The organism is Devosia sp. (assembly GCF_028290645.1).
Lineage (GTDB): Bacteria > Pseudomonadota > Alphaproteobacteria > Rhizobiales > Devosiaceae > Devosia_A.
On record NZ_JAQGJL010000295.1, the window covers coordinates 1 to 15,880 of the forward strand.

General features: G+C 65.9%; 15 protein-coding genes. 6 read left to right on the forward strand and 9 right to left on the reverse strand.

What is annotated here, in order from left to right:
* Positions 1 to 737 (reverse strand): EamA family transporter RarD (gene rarD / locus JWQ89_RS15820; protein ID WP_299642503.1); only part of this gene is annotated, 737 nt, incomplete at its 3' end.
* A gap of 172 nt (positions 738 to 909) precedes the next feature.
* Here rarD and JWQ89_RS15825 point away from each other — a divergent pair.
* Positions 910 to 1,362 (forward strand): host attachment protein, encoded by a 453-nt coding sequence (locus JWQ89_RS15825; protein WP_299642504.1) that lies wholly within the window; start codon positions 910 to 912, stop codon positions 1,360 to 1,362.
* Positions 1,363 to 1,392: 30 nt separating this feature from the next.
* Here the strand turns inward: JWQ89_RS15825 and JWQ89_RS15830 are convergent, their stop codons facing one another.
* The 6 genes from JWQ89_RS15830 to ettA form a co-directional block, all read right to left on the reverse strand.
* The gene (locus tag JWQ89_RS15830; protein ID WP_299642506.1) at positions 1,393 to 1,905 is read right to left on the reverse strand and encodes a hypothetical protein; all 513 of its coding nucleotides are present in this window, start codon (positions 1,903 to 1,905) and stop codon (positions 1,393 to 1,395) included.
* A 162-nt stretch (positions 1,906 to 2,067) separates the two neighbouring features.
* Positions 2,068 to 2,916: an alpha/beta hydrolase gene (locus tag JWQ89_RS15835; RefSeq protein ID WP_299642508.1), complete on the reverse strand. Its 849-nt coding sequence runs from the start codon at positions 2,914 to 2,916 to the stop codon at positions 2,068 to 2,070.
* A gap of 68 nt (positions 2,917 to 2,984) precedes the next feature.
* Entirely contained in the window at positions 2,985 to 3,749 is a 765-nt protein-coding gene (gene tam / locus JWQ89_RS15840; protein ID WP_299642509.1) for a trans-aconitate 2-methyltransferase, read from the reverse strand.
* 101 nt (positions 3,750 to 3,850) lie between these two features.
* Entirely contained in the window at positions 3,851 to 4,486 is a 636-nt protein-coding gene (locus JWQ89_RS15845) for a hypothetical protein (RefSeq protein WP_299642511.1), read from the reverse strand.
* A 142-nt stretch (positions 4,487 to 4,628) separates the two neighbouring features.
* Positions 4,629 to 5,231: a DUF2306 domain-containing protein gene (locus JWQ89_RS15850; protein WP_299642512.1), complete on the reverse strand. Its 603-nt coding sequence runs from the start codon at positions 5,229 to 5,231 to the stop codon at positions 4,629 to 4,631.
* Between the two features lie 272 nt (positions 5,232 to 5,503).
* Positions 5,504 to 7,159: an energy-dependent translational throttle protein EttA gene (ettA, locus tag JWQ89_RS15855; RefSeq protein WP_299642514.1), complete on the reverse strand. Its 1,656-nt coding sequence runs from the start codon at positions 7,157 to 7,159 to the stop codon at positions 5,504 to 5,506.
* 158 nt (positions 7,160 to 7,317) lie between these two features.
* Between ettA and JWQ89_RS15860 the strand changes: the two genes are divergently transcribed.
* From JWQ89_RS15860 to JWQ89_RS15870, 3 genes are all read left to right on the forward strand, one after another.
* Entirely contained in the window at positions 7,318 to 8,223 is a 906-nt protein-coding gene (locus tag JWQ89_RS15860) for a biopolymer transporter Tol (RefSeq protein WP_299642516.1), read from the forward strand.
* Positions 8,224 to 8,438: 215 nt separating this feature from the next.
* Entirely contained in the window at positions 8,439 to 9,041 is a 603-nt protein-coding gene (locus tag JWQ89_RS15865; protein WP_366144013.1) for an outer membrane beta-barrel protein, read from the forward strand.
* Between the two features lie 41 nt (positions 9,042 to 9,082).
* On the forward strand, positions 9,083 to 10,540 hold the full coding sequence (locus tag JWQ89_RS15870) for a class I adenylate-forming enzyme family protein (protein WP_299642520.1): 1,458 nt from the start codon (positions 9,083 to 9,085) through the stop codon (positions 10,538 to 10,540).
* A 3-nt stretch (positions 10,541 to 10,543) separates the two neighbouring features.
* Here the strand turns inward: JWQ89_RS15870 and JWQ89_RS15875 are convergent, their stop codons facing one another.
* Together JWQ89_RS15875 and JWQ89_RS15880 are read right to left on the reverse strand one after the other, a co-directional pair.
* The gene (locus tag JWQ89_RS15875) at positions 10,544 to 11,221 is read right to left on the reverse strand and encodes a DUF2461 domain-containing protein (protein ID WP_299642522.1); all 678 of its coding nucleotides are present in this window, start codon (positions 11,219 to 11,221) and stop codon (positions 10,544 to 10,546) included.
* Positions 11,218 to 13,392 (reverse strand): FdhF/YdeP family oxidoreductase, encoded by a 2,175-nt coding sequence (locus JWQ89_RS15880; RefSeq protein WP_299642524.1) that lies wholly within the window; start codon positions 13,390 to 13,392, stop codon positions 11,218 to 11,220. The genes JWQ89_RS15875 and JWQ89_RS15880 overlap by 4 nt, the downstream gene beginning before the upstream one ends.
* A 200-nt stretch (positions 13,393 to 13,592) precedes the next feature.
* Here JWQ89_RS15880 and JWQ89_RS15885 point away from each other — a divergent pair, with 200 nt between their 5' ends.
* Both JWQ89_RS15885 and JWQ89_RS15890 read left to right on the forward strand, forming a co-directional pair.
* Positions 13,593 to 14,243 (forward strand): ankyrin repeat domain-containing protein, encoded by a 651-nt coding sequence (locus tag JWQ89_RS15885; protein ID WP_299642525.1) that lies wholly within the window; start codon positions 13,593 to 13,595, stop codon positions 14,241 to 14,243.
* Between the two features lie 356 nt (positions 14,244 to 14,599).
* Positions 14,600 to 15,850 carry an efflux RND transporter periplasmic adaptor subunit gene (locus JWQ89_RS15890; RefSeq protein WP_299642526.1) on the forward strand — a complete coding sequence of 417 codons (1,251 nt, stop codon included), beginning with the start codon at positions 14,600 to 14,602 and terminating at the stop codon, positions 15,848 to 15,850.
* Positions 15,851 to 15,880 lie beyond the last annotated feature (30 nt).

Genomic DNA, 15,880 nt, shown 5'->3' on the forward strand with positions numbered 1-15,880 from the left:
GTGAACTTGAGCCGCTGCACCGCGAAGGCAAAGAGCAGCAGTGGCACGGCGGTGCCCGGTCCGGTAAGGACGAGCAGGAACAACGTGTAGGGGTCGGCGTGGACGCCGATGCCGCCATCCTGGATGAAGGTGAAGATCAGGAACGCCGCGGCGACCGGCGACAGCACCAGCGTCTCGACGAACAGCCCGGTGATCGAGGAGGCCTTGGCGGTCTTCCTCAGATAGCCATACAGCGAGAAACTGAGCGCCAGCCCGAGCGAGATATAGGGCACGCCGCCGATGCCGATGGCCTGGATGCCGATGGCGACCACCGCGATGGCGATGGCGACGCACTGCCAGCGGTTGAGCCGCTCGTTGAGCAGCAGCATGCCGGTCGCGACGTTGACGATGGGGTTGATGAAGTAGCCGAAGCTGGCTTCCAGCACCTGGTTGGTCTCGACCGCGTAGACATAGAGCAGCCAGTTGCCCGCGAGCACGAAGGCGCCGAGCGCCATCGTGCGCACCGCGGCCCAATCGCGCAGCACCGCGCGCACCTCGGCCGTCCGGCCGCCGACGATCATGATGACGCCCACCACCACCAGCGACCAGATCGTCCGGTCGGCGACCAGAGTGGTGGGGCCGACATGGCGCAGCAGGTTGAAAAGCAGCGGCAGGAAGCCCCAGAGGAGATAGGAGGCGATGCCCGCGGCGAGGCCGCTTTCGAGCCGTTGCTCTTCAGTGCTGGTGACGGACGCCAAGGCCTAGTCCTTCCGGGCCGGGACGCCCTCCTGAGTGGCCGGCCTTCTAGCAGCCGCCCCGGTCCCCGACAAATCAGATTTGTGATCGCCATCAGCGGCCGACTTGATGGGGATCAAACCAAATCGCCACCTGCCGCGTTAGACCGATGCAACAACAGCTAGGAGTAAGCCCATGAAAGCCAAGGTCACCTGGATCCTCATTGCGGACGGGGCTACTGCCAAGGTGTTCGAGCACTGCGGACCGGGCAAGGGACTGAAGCCCGTCGACGACCTGATGTTCGAACAGGCGCCGTTGAAGGCCGGGGAGATCATGGCGGACCGGCCGGGCCGCAGCATTTCCTCGATGGGCTCCGGGGGACGGAGCGCCATGGAATACTCATCGGACCCTGTGGCCGTGCGCGAGCGCCGCTTCGTCGAAAACGTCGCCGAACAACTGGAGCGCAAGCATCAACAGCACGCCTTCGACCGGCTGATCGTCGCCGCCGCGCCAACGGCGCTGGGCGACCTCCGGCCGGCCTTCAGCAAGGGCGTCCGCGACTGCATCGTCGCCGAGCTGCCAAAGGACCTGACCAACCTGCCGACGGCGCAACTCGAAGGGCATTTCGCCGATCTGCTGCCGGTGTAGGTTGCCGGGGCGGCTAGAGTGCCGCCCTCCCTACTTCAGGAACTGCACCGTCGAGAGCATCTGCCCGGCGCGGAAGGCGGCCGATGTCGCGCCCTCGGGAATGCTCCAGTAGACGAACTGCGTCGAGCCGAAACCGGGCTCGACGTAGTAGAAATTCTGGAACAGCAGCGGCGCATCTGGCGTCACGACCTGGTACTCGATGACGTTCCACGCCTTGCCGCCGATATTCTCGAGTCGCTCGCTGACGATGGTGACGTTCTCAGGCTTGGCGTCGGTCGCCGCCGCCGTCGCATTGGCGAGGATGGCCTCGCGGAACTGCGAGACCGGCCAGGCGCCCTTCTCGTTGATGATGGTGAAGCCGATGGTCTCGTCGCTGGAGTAGTAGAGGAACTCCTGGTCGCCGGCCGGCGTCTGTGCGGCCCAGCCGGTATCGTCGACACAGGCGCTCAGCTTCACCTTCGTGCTGGTGATCGTTTCACAGGCCAGCGTCGGCGTGCCGACAAGCAGCCCCGCCATGGCGGCAAATAGTACGGTCTTCATCATTCTCGAGCCCCATGCCTCGGTGAACTCCCGGCCGGAGTTTGAGGCGACGGCAATAGGGATGGCAAGGTCGATTATCTGCGGGAGCCGAAGGTTTGATGATTTTTCCGGCGTGTGCCGACGTCCCTGGCCCGGTCGGGCCACCCGGGAGAAGTCCCGCGCAGGCTAGTCCTCGCCGTCTTCGCCATCATCATCCCCCTGCCCTGTCACCGCCTCCAGGAACTCCAGCAGCAGCGGGTTGAACAGGTCGGGGCGTTCGAGGCTGGGGAGGTGGGCGGTGTCTTCGAGGATGACCGCGAAGCCGTTCTCGACTTCCTCGGAGAGTTCCTCGTGCAGCGCGATGATGTCGGCGCAATCGCGATCGCCCACGATCAGCAGGGTCGGGGCGGTGATGGCGCCGACATTGTCGAAGGCATCGTCGGGGAATTCTTCCTGGGTGAGCTTGGGGTGGTTCAGGGCGATGGCGTTCATCTCGAGGAAGAGCTCGCGCGCCGGGCCCTGCACGCGGCCGGCTTCGCTGGTGGGCCCGTCGAGCCAGAGATGCGCCTGGACCCGGTTGACGGTATCGAGATTGCCCCGCTCGCGCGCATAGTTGATCGGGTCCTCGAGCTCTTCGACTTCCTCGGGCACCTCGTAGCCATGCGCCCCCGACACCGCGGTGCCGACAAGGACGAGGCCAATGGTCCGTTCTGGATGCTCCAGCGCGAAATCGATGGCGAGACCGCCGCCCATCGAGCAGCCGACCAGCACCGCGGCGTGGATGCTCAGCCGGTCGAGCACGGCCTCGAGATCGACCAGGTGGTTGAACGGCACGTCGCTGGTCTCGGTCTGGCCGAAGCCGCGCCGGTCATAGGAGATGACATGGAATCCCTCGTTGGCCAGCTCCCGCATCTGCTCGGACCACATCCGCCGATCGGCAACGCCGGCATGGAGGAACACCACCGGAATGCCGAAGCCGTCCGCCTCGCCGCGGATCAGCGCGCCGTCAAAATCGATCTCGAAGGGGGCGGCCATGGCAGGTCTCTGGAGGAAAGGGAAAAAGCCGGACTAGCATTCCGGGCGGCGCGACGCCAGCGGGGCGGCTAGCGCACCGCGACGATGAACAGCCGCGGAAAGCGCAGCAGGACCTTGCCGTCGATGGTGCGCGGGTAGGCGCCGGCGATCAGCTCGAGGTAGCGGGCGAGGAAGTCCTCGCGCTCCTCGGGCTCGAGCGGATCGATGAAGGGGCGGAGGCCGGTGGCCTTGACCCATTCAACGATGGCCTCCGGGCCGTCGAGCACATGGTTGTAGTCGGTGTGCCAGATGTCGAGGCGGCGGGCGGTGGGGCGCAGCGCGTCGTAGTAGATACGGACCGGCAGCAGGGCGGAGCGGGCGGCGTGCTTCAGGCGCTCGGCCCATGGGCCATCGGCGGCGACCTGCCGCATCAGCTGGTGCGATGGCTCGCCGACATTGTCCGGCATCTGCACGGCGAGGACGCCGCCCTCCAGCAGCGCGGCGGCGATGCGGGTCAGCGCCACCAGATGCTTGGGCACCCATTGGTAGATGGCATTGGCGAAGACGAGGTCGGTGTCGGGCTCCGGCACCCAGCTGTTGGCGTCCGCCTCGGCGAACCTCGCCAGAGGCACGCGCTGCCGCGCCTCGGCCAGCATATTGGGGGAACTGTCGAGCCCGATCACCTCGGCGGAGGGGAAGCGCTCGACCAGCAGCTCGGTCGAATTGCCGGGTCCGCAGCCCATGTCGACGATGCGGCCCGGCGCGGTGAGCGGCACCTGCGCGAGCAGATCGCGCGCCGGACGGGTCCGTTCGTCCTCGAACTTGAGGTAGATGGAGGGCGACCAGTCGGCCATGATGCACTTCCCGCGTGGTGTGGCGACGAGATAGCCTAAGGGCATCCGCTTCGTCCACCGCCAGCCGCTGGCACCCCCTTCCGGCCTTCTCGCCGCGAGGGTCAGGCCTTCTTAGCGCGCGGCGTCGACCAGAGGGCATAGCCCAGCCAGATCAGGGCGAGGCCAACGGGGATCGTCACCTTCGACTGGTATTCGAAGGGCAGCAAGGCAGCCACGGGCGCCAGCGCCGTTCCCACGGCTAGCAATGCGCCAGCCCAGCGCGGCAGCACCCCGGCGCGGAATGTGGCGATGCCGAAGATCAGGCCGCCGAGGATGTAGAGCGGCCCGGAGATCAGCCACAGCGTCGGCAGCATGCCCAGGTCGATCCCGGGCGGGCCGGTGAACATGGCCATCAGGCCATCGACGACCCGCGGCGCCTCCGTTGCTAGGATCGGCAGCAAAAGCGTCTCGATGAAGCTGAAGCACAGCACCAGCGCAAACCAGAGGCTGAGCATGGCAAAGCCGATCAGGCCCAGCCAGCCGGTCTCCTCCACCTGCCGCGTATAGATGCCGACCAGTCCCAGCAGTCCCAGGAACGCCATGGTGCAGGCCAGCACATGGACGAAGGCCCAGGTGGGCGTGGTGACCGAGGCGAGCAGGTTGAGCGGATGGAACAGGCCAACCAGCACATAGCAGATGCCTGCCACAATAGCGGCGAGGCCGCTCCAGCGGCTGAGCGTCGAGGCAGTGATCTTCATCTGGGGTCCCTTGGGTGTTGAGGAAGTCTGGACGACGGCCGGTGCGACCGGGTTGGACTGCGCTCGTTTGCGGTCGGTCGCGTCACCGGCCAGGGCCCGCTGGGGCGACCGCGAGCCGGCCCCTTTGGCGCCGGCGGATCAGTCACTCCGCCACGCCGAGATTGAAGAGCCAGGCGCCATCCATGTTGAGCGTCCTGCTCGTGTCGTCGAGCGGCCCGAAACTCATGATCACCACCAACATCGCGAGAGCCTGCGTCCCGGCCCCTTGCCCGATCGCGTAGGCGCGCCGCATCCAGCCCTGGTGTGTCTCGACGTCTCCCCGCCGGATGGCGGCGTAGCCAAGCACCAGGAACGCGGCCATGCCCGAACCGGCGAGCAGCCGGAAGCCGTGGAGGAGCGGCGTGTCGGCGGGAATGATGGCGTAGGTCATCGCCATCCACAATCCCGTCAGCGCCGCGACCAACCCCATGGGGACGAGCACGCGTCCGGCGCTGCGGTGCCAGCGCGGATGGTTGCGGCGGAGGCCCGGTGAGAACTGGAAGGCGCCGACCACGCAATAGATCGTCACGGCGATGATGTGCAGGACGACCGGGACCGGGGCGGCGATGAACCGCGCGCTCTCAGGCGTCGCCGGCGCGCCACCCACCAGCATGGCGAGGCGAACAATCCCACCCACCACCGGAATGAACGCGAGCGCGATCAGACCTGCGGGAATAAGGCCGTCGGATAGGCTGTACCTGGACATGCTGGCGACCCCGGAGGTTGCCTGTTTCGGGGATGGGACTGCGAAAAGCAGCAAGCCCCGCGGGTCAATAACCGCGACTCTCTCACCGGCCGGAGGATCACTAGCACGCGGGGAGGAAGGTGGCACGAATAACGCGGGCCGCCCATGGGGCGTTACAGGGGCTTCTCAACCTCGGCCAACATCACCGCGGCCCCGAAAACGGCCGGGCACACGCCCGGTTCACGAGCCTAGAGCCCGCGAACCGCCTAAGCATGGATGCCGGACGGACCCGCTTACCGCGTCAGCTTCTTGTACGTGACCCGATGCGGGTTCACGCTGTCCGCCCCCAGCCGCCGGATCTTGTCCTGCTCATAGTCCGCGAAATTCCCCTCGAACCACTCGAAATGGCTGTCGCCTTCATACGCCAGCATGTGGGTCGCCAGCCGGTCGAGGAACATGCGGTCGTGGCTGATGACCACGGCGCAGCCGGCGAATTCCTCGAGGGCTTCTTCGAGGGCGGCGAGGGTTTCGGTGTCGAGGTCGTTGGTGGGCTCGTCGAGGAGCAGGACGTTGGCGCCCGATTTCAGCATCTTGGCGAGGTGGACGCGGTTGCGCTGGCCGCCTGACAGGTTGCCGACCTTCTGCTGCTGGTCGGCGCCCTTGAAGTTGAAGGCCGAGGTGTAGGCGCGCGAGTTCATCTCGCGCTTGCCCAGCATCAGGATCTCGTTGCCGCCCGAAATTTCTTCCCAGACGGTCTTGTTCGGCGCCAGCGTGTCGCGGCTCTGGTCGACATAGCCCATGTTGACGTTCTCGGCGACGACGATCTCGCCCGAGTCGGGCTGCTCCTGCCCGGTCAGCATGCGGAACAGCGTGGTCTTGCCCACCCCGTTCGGGCCGATGATGCCCACGATGCCGCCCGGGGGCAGCTTGAAGGTCAGGTTGTCGATCAGCAGGCGATCGCCGTAGGACTTGGAAATGCCCTGGATGTCGATGACGTTCTGGCCCAGCCGCTCGCCGGGCGGAATGATGATCTGCGCGGTGGAGCTGAGGGTACGCGCCTCGTTGATCTTGACCAGCTCGTCATAGGCCTTGAGGCGGGCCTTGGATTTGGACTGGCGCGCCTGCGGCGACTGCCCCATCCATTCCTTTTCCTTTTCCAGCACCTTCATGCGGGCGGCATCCTCGCGCTCTTCCTGGGCGAAGCGCTTGGTCTTGGCCTCGAGATAGGCGGAGTAATTGCCCTCGTAGGGAACGCCCTTGCCGCGATCGAGCTCGAGGATCCAGCCGGTGACGTTGTCGAGGAAGTAGCGATCGTGGGTGATGATCAGCACCGCGCCGGCGAAATCGCGCAGGTGCTTTTCGAGCCACGCCGTGGTCTCGGCGTCGAGATGGTTGGTCGGCTCGTCAAGGAGGATCAGGTCGGGGTTCGAAAGCAGCAGCGCGCAGAGCGCCACGCGGCGCTTCTCGCCGCCCGACAGCGTCGTGACATCGGAATCGCTGGGCGGGCAGCCGAGCGCTTCCATCGCCACTTCGACCTGCGATTCAAGATCCCACAGATTCTGGCTGTCGATGACGTCCTGGAGCTTGGTCGCCTCGTCGGCGGTCTCGTCCGAGTAGTTCATCATCAGCTCGTTGTAGCGGTCGATGATGTCCTTCTTTTCCTTGACCCCGGTCATGACGTTGCCGAGCACGTTCAGCGCCGGGTCGAGCTGCGGCTCTTGCGGCAGGTAGCCGATCTTGGCGCCGTCGGCGGCCCAAGCCTCGCCCGTGAACTCGGCATCTAGCCCGGCCATGATGCGCAGCAGCGTCGATTTACCCGAGCCGTTGGGGCCGAGCACGCCGATCTTGGCGTCCGGGTAGAAGCTCAGGTGGATATTGTCGAGCACCTTCTTGCCGCCGGCGTAGGCCTTGGACATTCCGTGCATGTGATAGATGAACTGGCGCGCCATATGGGCACTGCTCCCGCCGCTAAGCTTGAATTGCGAGCGCCGTATGTAGGGGAAGCGCAGCCCCGGGGCAACAGCGGGGGGTCGATCGATTTTCGGCTGGCCGGCGGGCCGAGTTGTCGTAGACAGTTCGTACCACGACAAGTCGTTGAGAGAATCGCGTGCCCTCCAGACCCAATTTCGTACGGCGCGGCCGGAGCCTTGCGCCCGGCCAGGTTTCCGAGCTGACCATCATCGACATCGACGGGACTGGCCGGCAGGTGCTGTTCACCGCCGGCGAAGTCATCGAGGCGCCGAACTGGACGCCCGATGGCGCTACGCTGATCTTCAACGCCGGCGGCGAGTTGTGGCGGATCGCGGCTGACGGCTGGGGGGAGCCGGAGCTGATCGACACCGGGCACCTGCGCGATCTCAATAACGATCACGTGCTGTCCCCGGACGGCGCGACGCTCTACGTGAGTTCGGACGATGGGCATATCTACGCCCTGCCGGTGACGGGGGGCACGCCGCGCCGGGTCTCGAACCAGCACGACCACCCGCATCACCATTATCTCCACGGCATTTCGCCGGACGGCGGGACGCTGAGCTATGTCGCGGTCGAGAACCGGGGCCAGGGCCGGCAGGTCAACATCTTCACCATCCCCGCGGCCGGCGGTCCCGACACGCGGCTGTCGGACGTCGCCTATCCCAATGACGGCCCAGAATATTCGCCGGATGGGAACTGGATATATTTCAACAGCGAGCGGGCCGCCGCGCGCCCGGGACACGCCCAGTGCTTCCGGATGAAGCCGGACGGCACCGGGATCGAACAGCTGACCTTCGACGAGCGGGTGAACTGGTTCCCGCATCTGAGCCCGGACGGGCAATCCATCGTCTACATCAGCTACCCGGAAGGCACGATCGGCCACCCTCCCGACAAGGACGTGATCCTGCGCTTCATGCGCCCCGATGGCAGCGGGCGGCGCGACGTCGTGGCCTTCTTCGGCGGCCAGGGGACGATCAATGTCAACTCATGGGCACCGGACAGCCGGCGATTTGCGTTTGTGGCATATCCTGTGAACCGCTGATCCGCGGACCTGGGCGTCCGGATTTCGCCGCACCTGTGGCGAAAAGGCATAGCGCGTAGAGGAGGTTGCGCTATGCTAACGATAGCGTCGATTCATTGATGGCTTTTTTGGGGGATGGCATGCGGGGCAATTGCTCGCTGCGACGGCGCTAGGCACGTCCGTATTGTTTATGGTTCCGGGTGTGGTTTTCGCCCAGTCGACCTACGACTGGAGCGGTGCGTGCCGGTGCCACGCTGGGGATCCTAACGACCGGAAGCGAGGTGGCGACCACCTCGTTTCCCTTTCCGATGGAATTGGCGGGCAACGGCGGGCTGGCCGGTGTCACAATCGGATACAACTTCCGGCTGAACGACCAGTTCGTGATCGGGATCGAGGCGGACGGCAGTTTCAGCACTCTGGACACAGACCCCGAAGGCATCCCATTCCTTGATACAGCGGATGAACGGCTGGAGTCATTGCTGACCTTGCGGGCCAGGCTGGGAATTACCCAGGGACCGGTAATGGCTTACGGAACACTGGGGCTGGCAGGCGGCAACGCCGGCTACTCGGCGACAGTAGTCGATTTCGGGAAAGGCCCTCCGGTGCCATATGCACCTGCTGAGGCCAGTGCCTTCGTAACGGGTGTTGTCGGCGGTGTTGGCGTGGAAGTGGCGGTGAATGAGAGCATCAGCCTGAAGGCTGAAGCACTTATGTACCAGATGTCCTCCCTTCACGCTTCGGGTGATTCCGACACGGATGACCCGGAGGGTGGCGCCTTTGACTCCGAGTACACTCCGTCCGGTATGGTGATCCGCACCGGCATCAACTTCCACTTCTGATCGATGCCTACCGACCTGGTCGGCGCCAGCAAGTTTCCTACGTGAAGCTCCTGCGATCCATCATCTTCCAGGCACGGCGGCAGCCCCAGGCTCCCGCCGTTGCCTTTGGCGGCGGCGTAGCCAGCTACGCTTCGCTGATCGGCGCCACCGGCGCGGCCGTTGAAGTGCTCCAGACGCTCGGACTGCCGCGGGGGGCGTTCGTCCTGCTCGACATCCGCAACCCGATCCACCACGTGGCAATGATGTACGCGCTGGCGCTGAGCGGCATGCGTTCGGCTTCGGTGGGTACAACCAGTGTGACCGATCATTCGGGCCCCAAGCCCGATCTGTTCCTCACGGATCGCGAAGACGCCGCTCCTACATCCTACCCCATGCGCAAGGTCGACGCCCGCTGGTTCTCGTTCGACGCTGCCAAACCGATCGACCATGCCCGCCTGATGGCCATGCCCGGGTTCCCCAATCCCGACGACGTGGTGCGATACGTCTACTCGTCGGGGACAACTGGCCGGCCCAAATGCGTTGCCCTGACCAACGCGAGCCTCGAGGTGCGCGTCGCCAACCTTGCCGTCACCTCGCCAATGCGCAACTTCACCGGCGCGTCGATCAACCTCATGGGCTTCTCGACCATCGCCGGTTTCTTCCTGCCGGTGGTGAACCATACCCGCGGCTCGCTGCTCTGCTTCTCATCGAGCAATGCCGAGACGCTGCAGATGATACGGCTGTTCGGTGTTGCCACAATGACGGCCGCAGTGACCCAACTGCAAGGCGTCCTTGACGCACTTGGTCGTGAAGCGCCGCCCCCGAGCCTGCGGGGCGTTGCGTTCGCTGGCTCAAAACTGCCGTCCCGGATGCTCACCGAGGTACGTTCGAGGCTGACGAGCAACGTGGCGGGCGCCTACGGGTCCACGGAGATGGGCGTCGTCACCACAGCCGAACCGCGCGATCTTGAACGGCATGAAGGCGCCGTTGGCTTCGTCTATCCGGGCTTCGAACTACAGGTCGTCAGCGATTCCGGCGTGCCGCTGCCGGCAGGCAAAGGTGGGATCATCCGCGTCAGGAGTCCGGAGCAGGCGTTCTACGTAGACGGAAACGGGCAGCCGGCCGAGACGCTTCAGGACGGCTGGTTCTATCCGGGGGACTACGGTTATATCGAGCCGGACGGCCTGCTGGTGATCACGGGGCGCACCAGCGAAATCATCAACCGCGGGGGCGTCATCGTCGCCCCTGACCTGATCGAAGAGGCGTTGCGGCTGGATCCGGCCGTTAGTGATGTCGCGGTTGTCGCCGTCCCGGGAGCAAACGGACTCGACGAGATCTGGGCAGCAATCGTGTCCCCGGCACCGCTCGAGGAAGCGCGGATCATGGCCGGCGCCCGGCAGAGACTTAACGAGCGGGCGCCGGACAAGCTGTTCCAGATCGACGCCCTGCCGCGCGCCGAAAGCGGCAAGGTGCAGCGCAACGCGCTGCGCGACCTGCTGCTGAAGCAACTGAGCCGCTGAGTCCTACTCCATCACCTCCGCGATCAACCAGCGCGCCATGGGCCAGGTGTTGGTGAAGTGCTCGAGGCAGCGATCGGCGAAATCCGCCTTCGCGGCGGCGGTGGCTGGTAGTTCGGTGCCGGCGGTCAGGCCTTCGTAGAGCAGGTATTCGGCGCGGTCGGGGTCGGTCTCGAAGCCGCGCGGCAGGAGTTTGCGGGTCTTTTCGCCGATGCTGTAGTCGCCCCTGGCCTTGACCTCGGCGACTGCCGCAAGGAGCGCCTTGCCGGAGCGGGGGTGGATGACCGATTGGCGGAAATTTTCCAGCATCTCCCGGTCGAAGCCGTACATGCCGGTGCCGAGAAACACCGCGTCCACGCCGATATGGACATAGAAGCCAGGCCGGTCCCAGCCCTTCTTGTCGCCATGCCAGAACCACATGGCGAGATGTTCCTTGTAGGGGCGCTTGTCCTTCGAAAACCGGATATCGCGGTTGATGCGGCCGATCGAGCCGTTGACCTTGGGGTCGAACTGCACGTCGGACGAGATCGCCTTGAGCCTTGGGCCGATCTCGGCCACGAACGCCTTTGCCGGCTCGACATAGCCGGCTTCGTAGAGCGGCCGATTGGCCTCGAACCACGCCTTTTCGTTATGCGCCGCAATACCTTGCAGGAATTCGCGGGTTTCCTTGGGGAAGCCGGTCATGTTGCCTCGACCCAGACCGGGACCGATTTGAACGCCGGGGTTTTCGAGCGCGGATCGACCGCCGTGCCGCAGAGCACGTTCGCCTCCGGATAGTAGGCCAGCGCCGAGCCGCGCGGCAGGTCGAAGGCGGTGGCGGTGCCCTGCATGCGGCCGGCTTCCGATGCGAGGGTGAAGCGCTGCCCGTCGGCGAGGCCGAAGGCTGCCATGTCCTCGCGGTTGAGGAAGATGGCGTCGCGCCCGGCCTTGAGCCGGTAGCTGTCCTGCTCTTCGTAGATGATGGTGTTGAACTGGCCTTCGGAGCGCACCGTGGCGAGCGTCAGCGGCGCCGGAGCCTTGGGCAGCGGGGTGACGACGAAGTGGGCCTTGCCGTCTTTGGTGGCGAAATCGGGGGTGTGCATCACGCGGTTCTTGATGTGGAACTCGCGCTTGGCGACGTCGATATCGGCGAGTTGCTCGAGGCCGGGGACGATCCGGGCGATCGCCTCGCGTACTTTCGCGTGCTGCTTGAAGCCGTTGAAATCAATGGGACAATCGGGGACAAGCAGCTGCGCCAGATCGCAGAGGATCACCGTTTCCGGCCGCACATTGTCGAGCCGCTCGATGCCGCCGTCGGAGAGGCGGACGTAGTTGAACATCGATTCCTGGGTGGTGGGAGACCATTCCTCGTCGCGGGCGGTGACGGGGAGGATCAGGACCTCGCCCTCCCCTAAGCCATTGACATGTCCGCGGTTTAGCGTGGTGGTGAGGAACAGCTTGAAGCCGATGGCGCCCATGGCGCGGGTGGAAAAGGCGGTGTCGGGGGTGGCGCCCCAGAGGTTGCCGCCCATGATGACGGCGCTGTCGATCTCGCCGCGGGCGGCGGATTCGAGGCCGGCCATGGTGTCTAAGCCATTGTCGCGGCTGAGTTTTATGCCGAAAGCCTGCTCCATGGCGGCGAATACCTGCTCGGACACGACCGGCTTGACGCCGATGGTGCCGATGCCTTGGACGTTGGAGTGGCCGCGCAGCGGCAGGAGGCCGGAAAAACGCTTGCCGATCATGCCTCTAAGCAACGCCAGGTTGGCGATGGCCTCGACATTGGCGACGCCGTGGAGGTGGTGCGTCATGCCCATTCCCCAGGCGAAGACGACATTCTGCCGGTTGGCATAGCGGGTGGCGACCCGCTCAATGTCGGACCTCGAAATGCGCGTATTCGCAGTGATCGAGTCCCACGAAAGTGCATCGAGATCGGCCCGCAGCGCATGGAATTCTGTCGTGTGGTTTTCGATGAAGCTTTTGTCCTCGGCGCCCATGGCGAGGATGGCCTTCATCAGTCCCTTCAGCAGCCAGATATCGGAGCCGATCCGCGGTTGCGGGTAGTCGGACGCGATCTCGGTGCCGCCCGACAGCATCGAGGCCGGGCTCTTGGGCACGGCGAACTTCACCAGCCCCGGTTCCTTCGCCGGATTGATGACGATGACGTCGCCGCCCCGGTCGCGGCAGTGCTTCAGCATGTGGATGAAGCGCGGGTGGTTGGAGGACGGGTTGGCGCCGATGACGAAGATCAGGTCGGCGCCGGTGAGGTCCTCGAGCTCGACCGTCGAGGTACCCTTGCCGATGGTGGTGGCGAGGCCCTCGGAGGTGGCCTGGTGACAGTAGTAGGAGCAGTTGTTGACGTTATTGGTGCCGTAGACCCGGGCCAGCAGCTGGAACACGAACCCGGCCTCGTTCGACGAGCGGCCGGAGGAGTAAAAGAAGCTGCGGTTGGGATCGGTGGCCTTGAGCTGCGCCGCGGCGTGGGCGATGGCAAAATCCCAGTGCACCGGCTCGAACCGGTCGCCGCCGGCGGGCTTGAACAGCGGCGTGTTGAGGCGGCCCAGCTTTTCCATCTCGCGGCCGCTGAGTTGCTGCAGGTCGCTCAGCGGATGGAGGAACGCCTCGGCGGGGATGGCCGGCTGGATGTCGGTCGATTGTGCCTGCACCGACTTGTTGCAGACCGACGGGAACTCGCCGAGCTCGTTGGTCATGCCGCCCTTCTGCCCGCCCATGCCATAGGCGCAGGCCTTGCAGGTGTTCTTCGCCGTCAGGGCCTTCGCGGCCTTGCCGACGCCGATCCGGCGAATGGTGTCGACGGTGTAGAGCAGCTTCTTCGCCCCGCCGCCGATGGTGCGCGGGTGGTCATCGATGGACATGGGGTCTCCTCGTTGGGGCGAGGTTAGCATCCCGCAGCCGCGCTCGTCATCCCGGTCGCCTCCCTCCCCCTTGAGGGGAGGGATTGAGGGAGGGGGTGGTTCAGTCGGCACGGCAAGAGCCGCACGACCCCCACCCCCGGCCCCTCCCCTCAGGGGGGAGGGGAGCTTCCACCGGTCGAAAGCGGTGCTATATTTCGGCCATGAGCGACCCGTTCGTCCTGGTGACCAGCAACGACCTGGATGGGCTGCGCGCCGAGCTGGCGCGCGATCCGGAGGTCGCGCATGCGCGGCACCCGAGCGGCGCGTCGCTGGTGGCCTGGGCGGCGTATATGGGCAATGTCGGCGCCATTTCGGCCGTGCGCGCCCATATTCCGGCGCTCGACCCGCATGAGGCGATCATTCTCAAGGACAGCGAGCGGCTCGAGGCGGCGCTGGCCGATGGCTGGGACGGCAACGCGCTGTCGAGCGACGGTTTTACCCCGCTCGGGCTTGCCGCCTTCTTCGACAATGCCGAGGCGTTCGAGCTGCTGCTGCCGCTGACCCGTGACGTCAACCAGCCGGCCCAGAACCCGCAGAAGGTGGCGGCGCTGCATGCGGCGACCGCCAAGCGCAATGGCCTGATGGTGGAAAAGCTGCTGCGCGCCGGGGCCGATCCCAACCAGACGCAGGCGGACGGGTTCACGCCGCTGCACGCGGCGGCGATGCATGGGGATACGGCGATCGTCGGCATGCTGCTGCTGTTCGGGGCGGATGCGCGGCAGGAAAATGCCAAGGGCGTCGTGGCGGCGGAGCTGGCGCGGCAGGGCGGGCATGACTGGCTGGCGGAGCGGCTGGAGATGGCGCGGGGGTAGGTGACGACCCGCGTCGTCCGTGCCAGCCGACCCCCACCCCTGTCCCCTCCCCCTAAGACTGGGGAGGGGGACGAAAACACGGTGTCTCGTGTGGGTCTGCCTTCCTGTAGGTGGGGGCACAGGCATCCAAGTCAGACTCAGCGCGTGGGGCCACCCCTACCCTTGATCCCTCCCCACAAGGGGAGGGAGACGACTGGGGGATTGGTGGCCCCACACTCACTTGTCAACGCAGTGGCGCCAAGCGTCCCGTGCACGGCAACGTTACGGCAAATTAATGTGCGCGGGGGATAGCCGATGCTATCGTTTCGCCATTCTGCCCGGCCGGCTGCGGGGCATATCTCTTTGGGAATAGTCGCTTGTTCAGGCAATTGCTGCTTTCGCTCGTCGTCATAGGAGCGGCCGCGGCCGCCTATGTGTTTCTCGTGCCCGGCGCGCACGACACGCTTGCCCGTTTCGGCATCGAGCTGCCCTTTGCGCCGCAGGCCGAGGCCGCGACCGGGCCTGCCGGACAGGCGGGCGCGCAGGCGCAGCAGGGCGGCGGCCAGGCTGGTGGCGGTCAGGGTGGTGGCGGTCAGCGCGGGGGTCCGGGTGGACGCGGCGGCAATCGCACCATGGTGGTCGTGACCGCCCCGGTGCTGAGCGCCACCATCAACGACAAGCTGACGGCGATCGGTGAAGGCGCGGCGGCGCATTCGGTGACCGTGGTTTCCCCGGCCAACGGCACGCTGGCCGAATTGCTGGTGAAGCCGGGCGATGCGGTGGCGGCGGGGGCGGTGATCGGCCAGCTCGATGCCGAGGCCGAGCAGATCGCCTTGCAGGGCGCCCAGCTGGCTTTCGACGACGCCGAGACCGCGCTGACCCGGACCAATGCGCTGGCCAAGGCGAACAATGCCACCAGCGTGCAGGTGGCGGCAGCGCAGCTTGCCTTCAACAAGGCCCGGCTCGACCAGCAGAACGCCGCGCTGGCGCTGCAGAAGCGCACCATCTCGACCCCGATCGCCGGTGTCGTCGGGCTGTTCCAGGTGAGCCCCGGCAATACCGTGACGGCGCAGACCGTCGTCACCACCATCGAGGACACCTCGCACATCCTCGTGAGCTTCTGGGTGCCCGAGCGCTACGCCTCGGCGATCACCCCCGGCATGCCGGTCACCGCCGCGGCGGTGGCGCTGCCGGGCGAGACCATCGCAGGCGCGGTGAGCGCGGTGGACAACCGCATCGACTCGGCCAGCCGGACGCTGAAGGTGGAAGCCGAGATTCCGAACGAGGCCGGACGGCTCCGGCCCGGCATGTCGTTCTCGGTCAGCATGGCGTTCCCCGGCGAGCAGTTCCCGTCGGTCGATCCGCTCGCCATCCAGTGGTCGAGCCAGGGGAGCTACCTGTGGAAATTCGTCGACGGCAAGGTGGACCGGGTGCCGGTCGAGATCATCCAGCGCAACTCGGATGGCGTGCTGGTGAAGGCGGAACTGGCCGAGGGCGACCAGGTGGTGACGCAGGGGGTGCAGCAGCTGACGGCCGGGGCGAGCGTGCGGCTCCTGGATGATCCGGCGGGTGGCGCGGGTGGTGGCGGTGGTGGTGGACAGCGGCCGGCGCGGGGGAATCCGTCGTGAGGACGGTGGCTGTGGACCCCCACCCCTGTC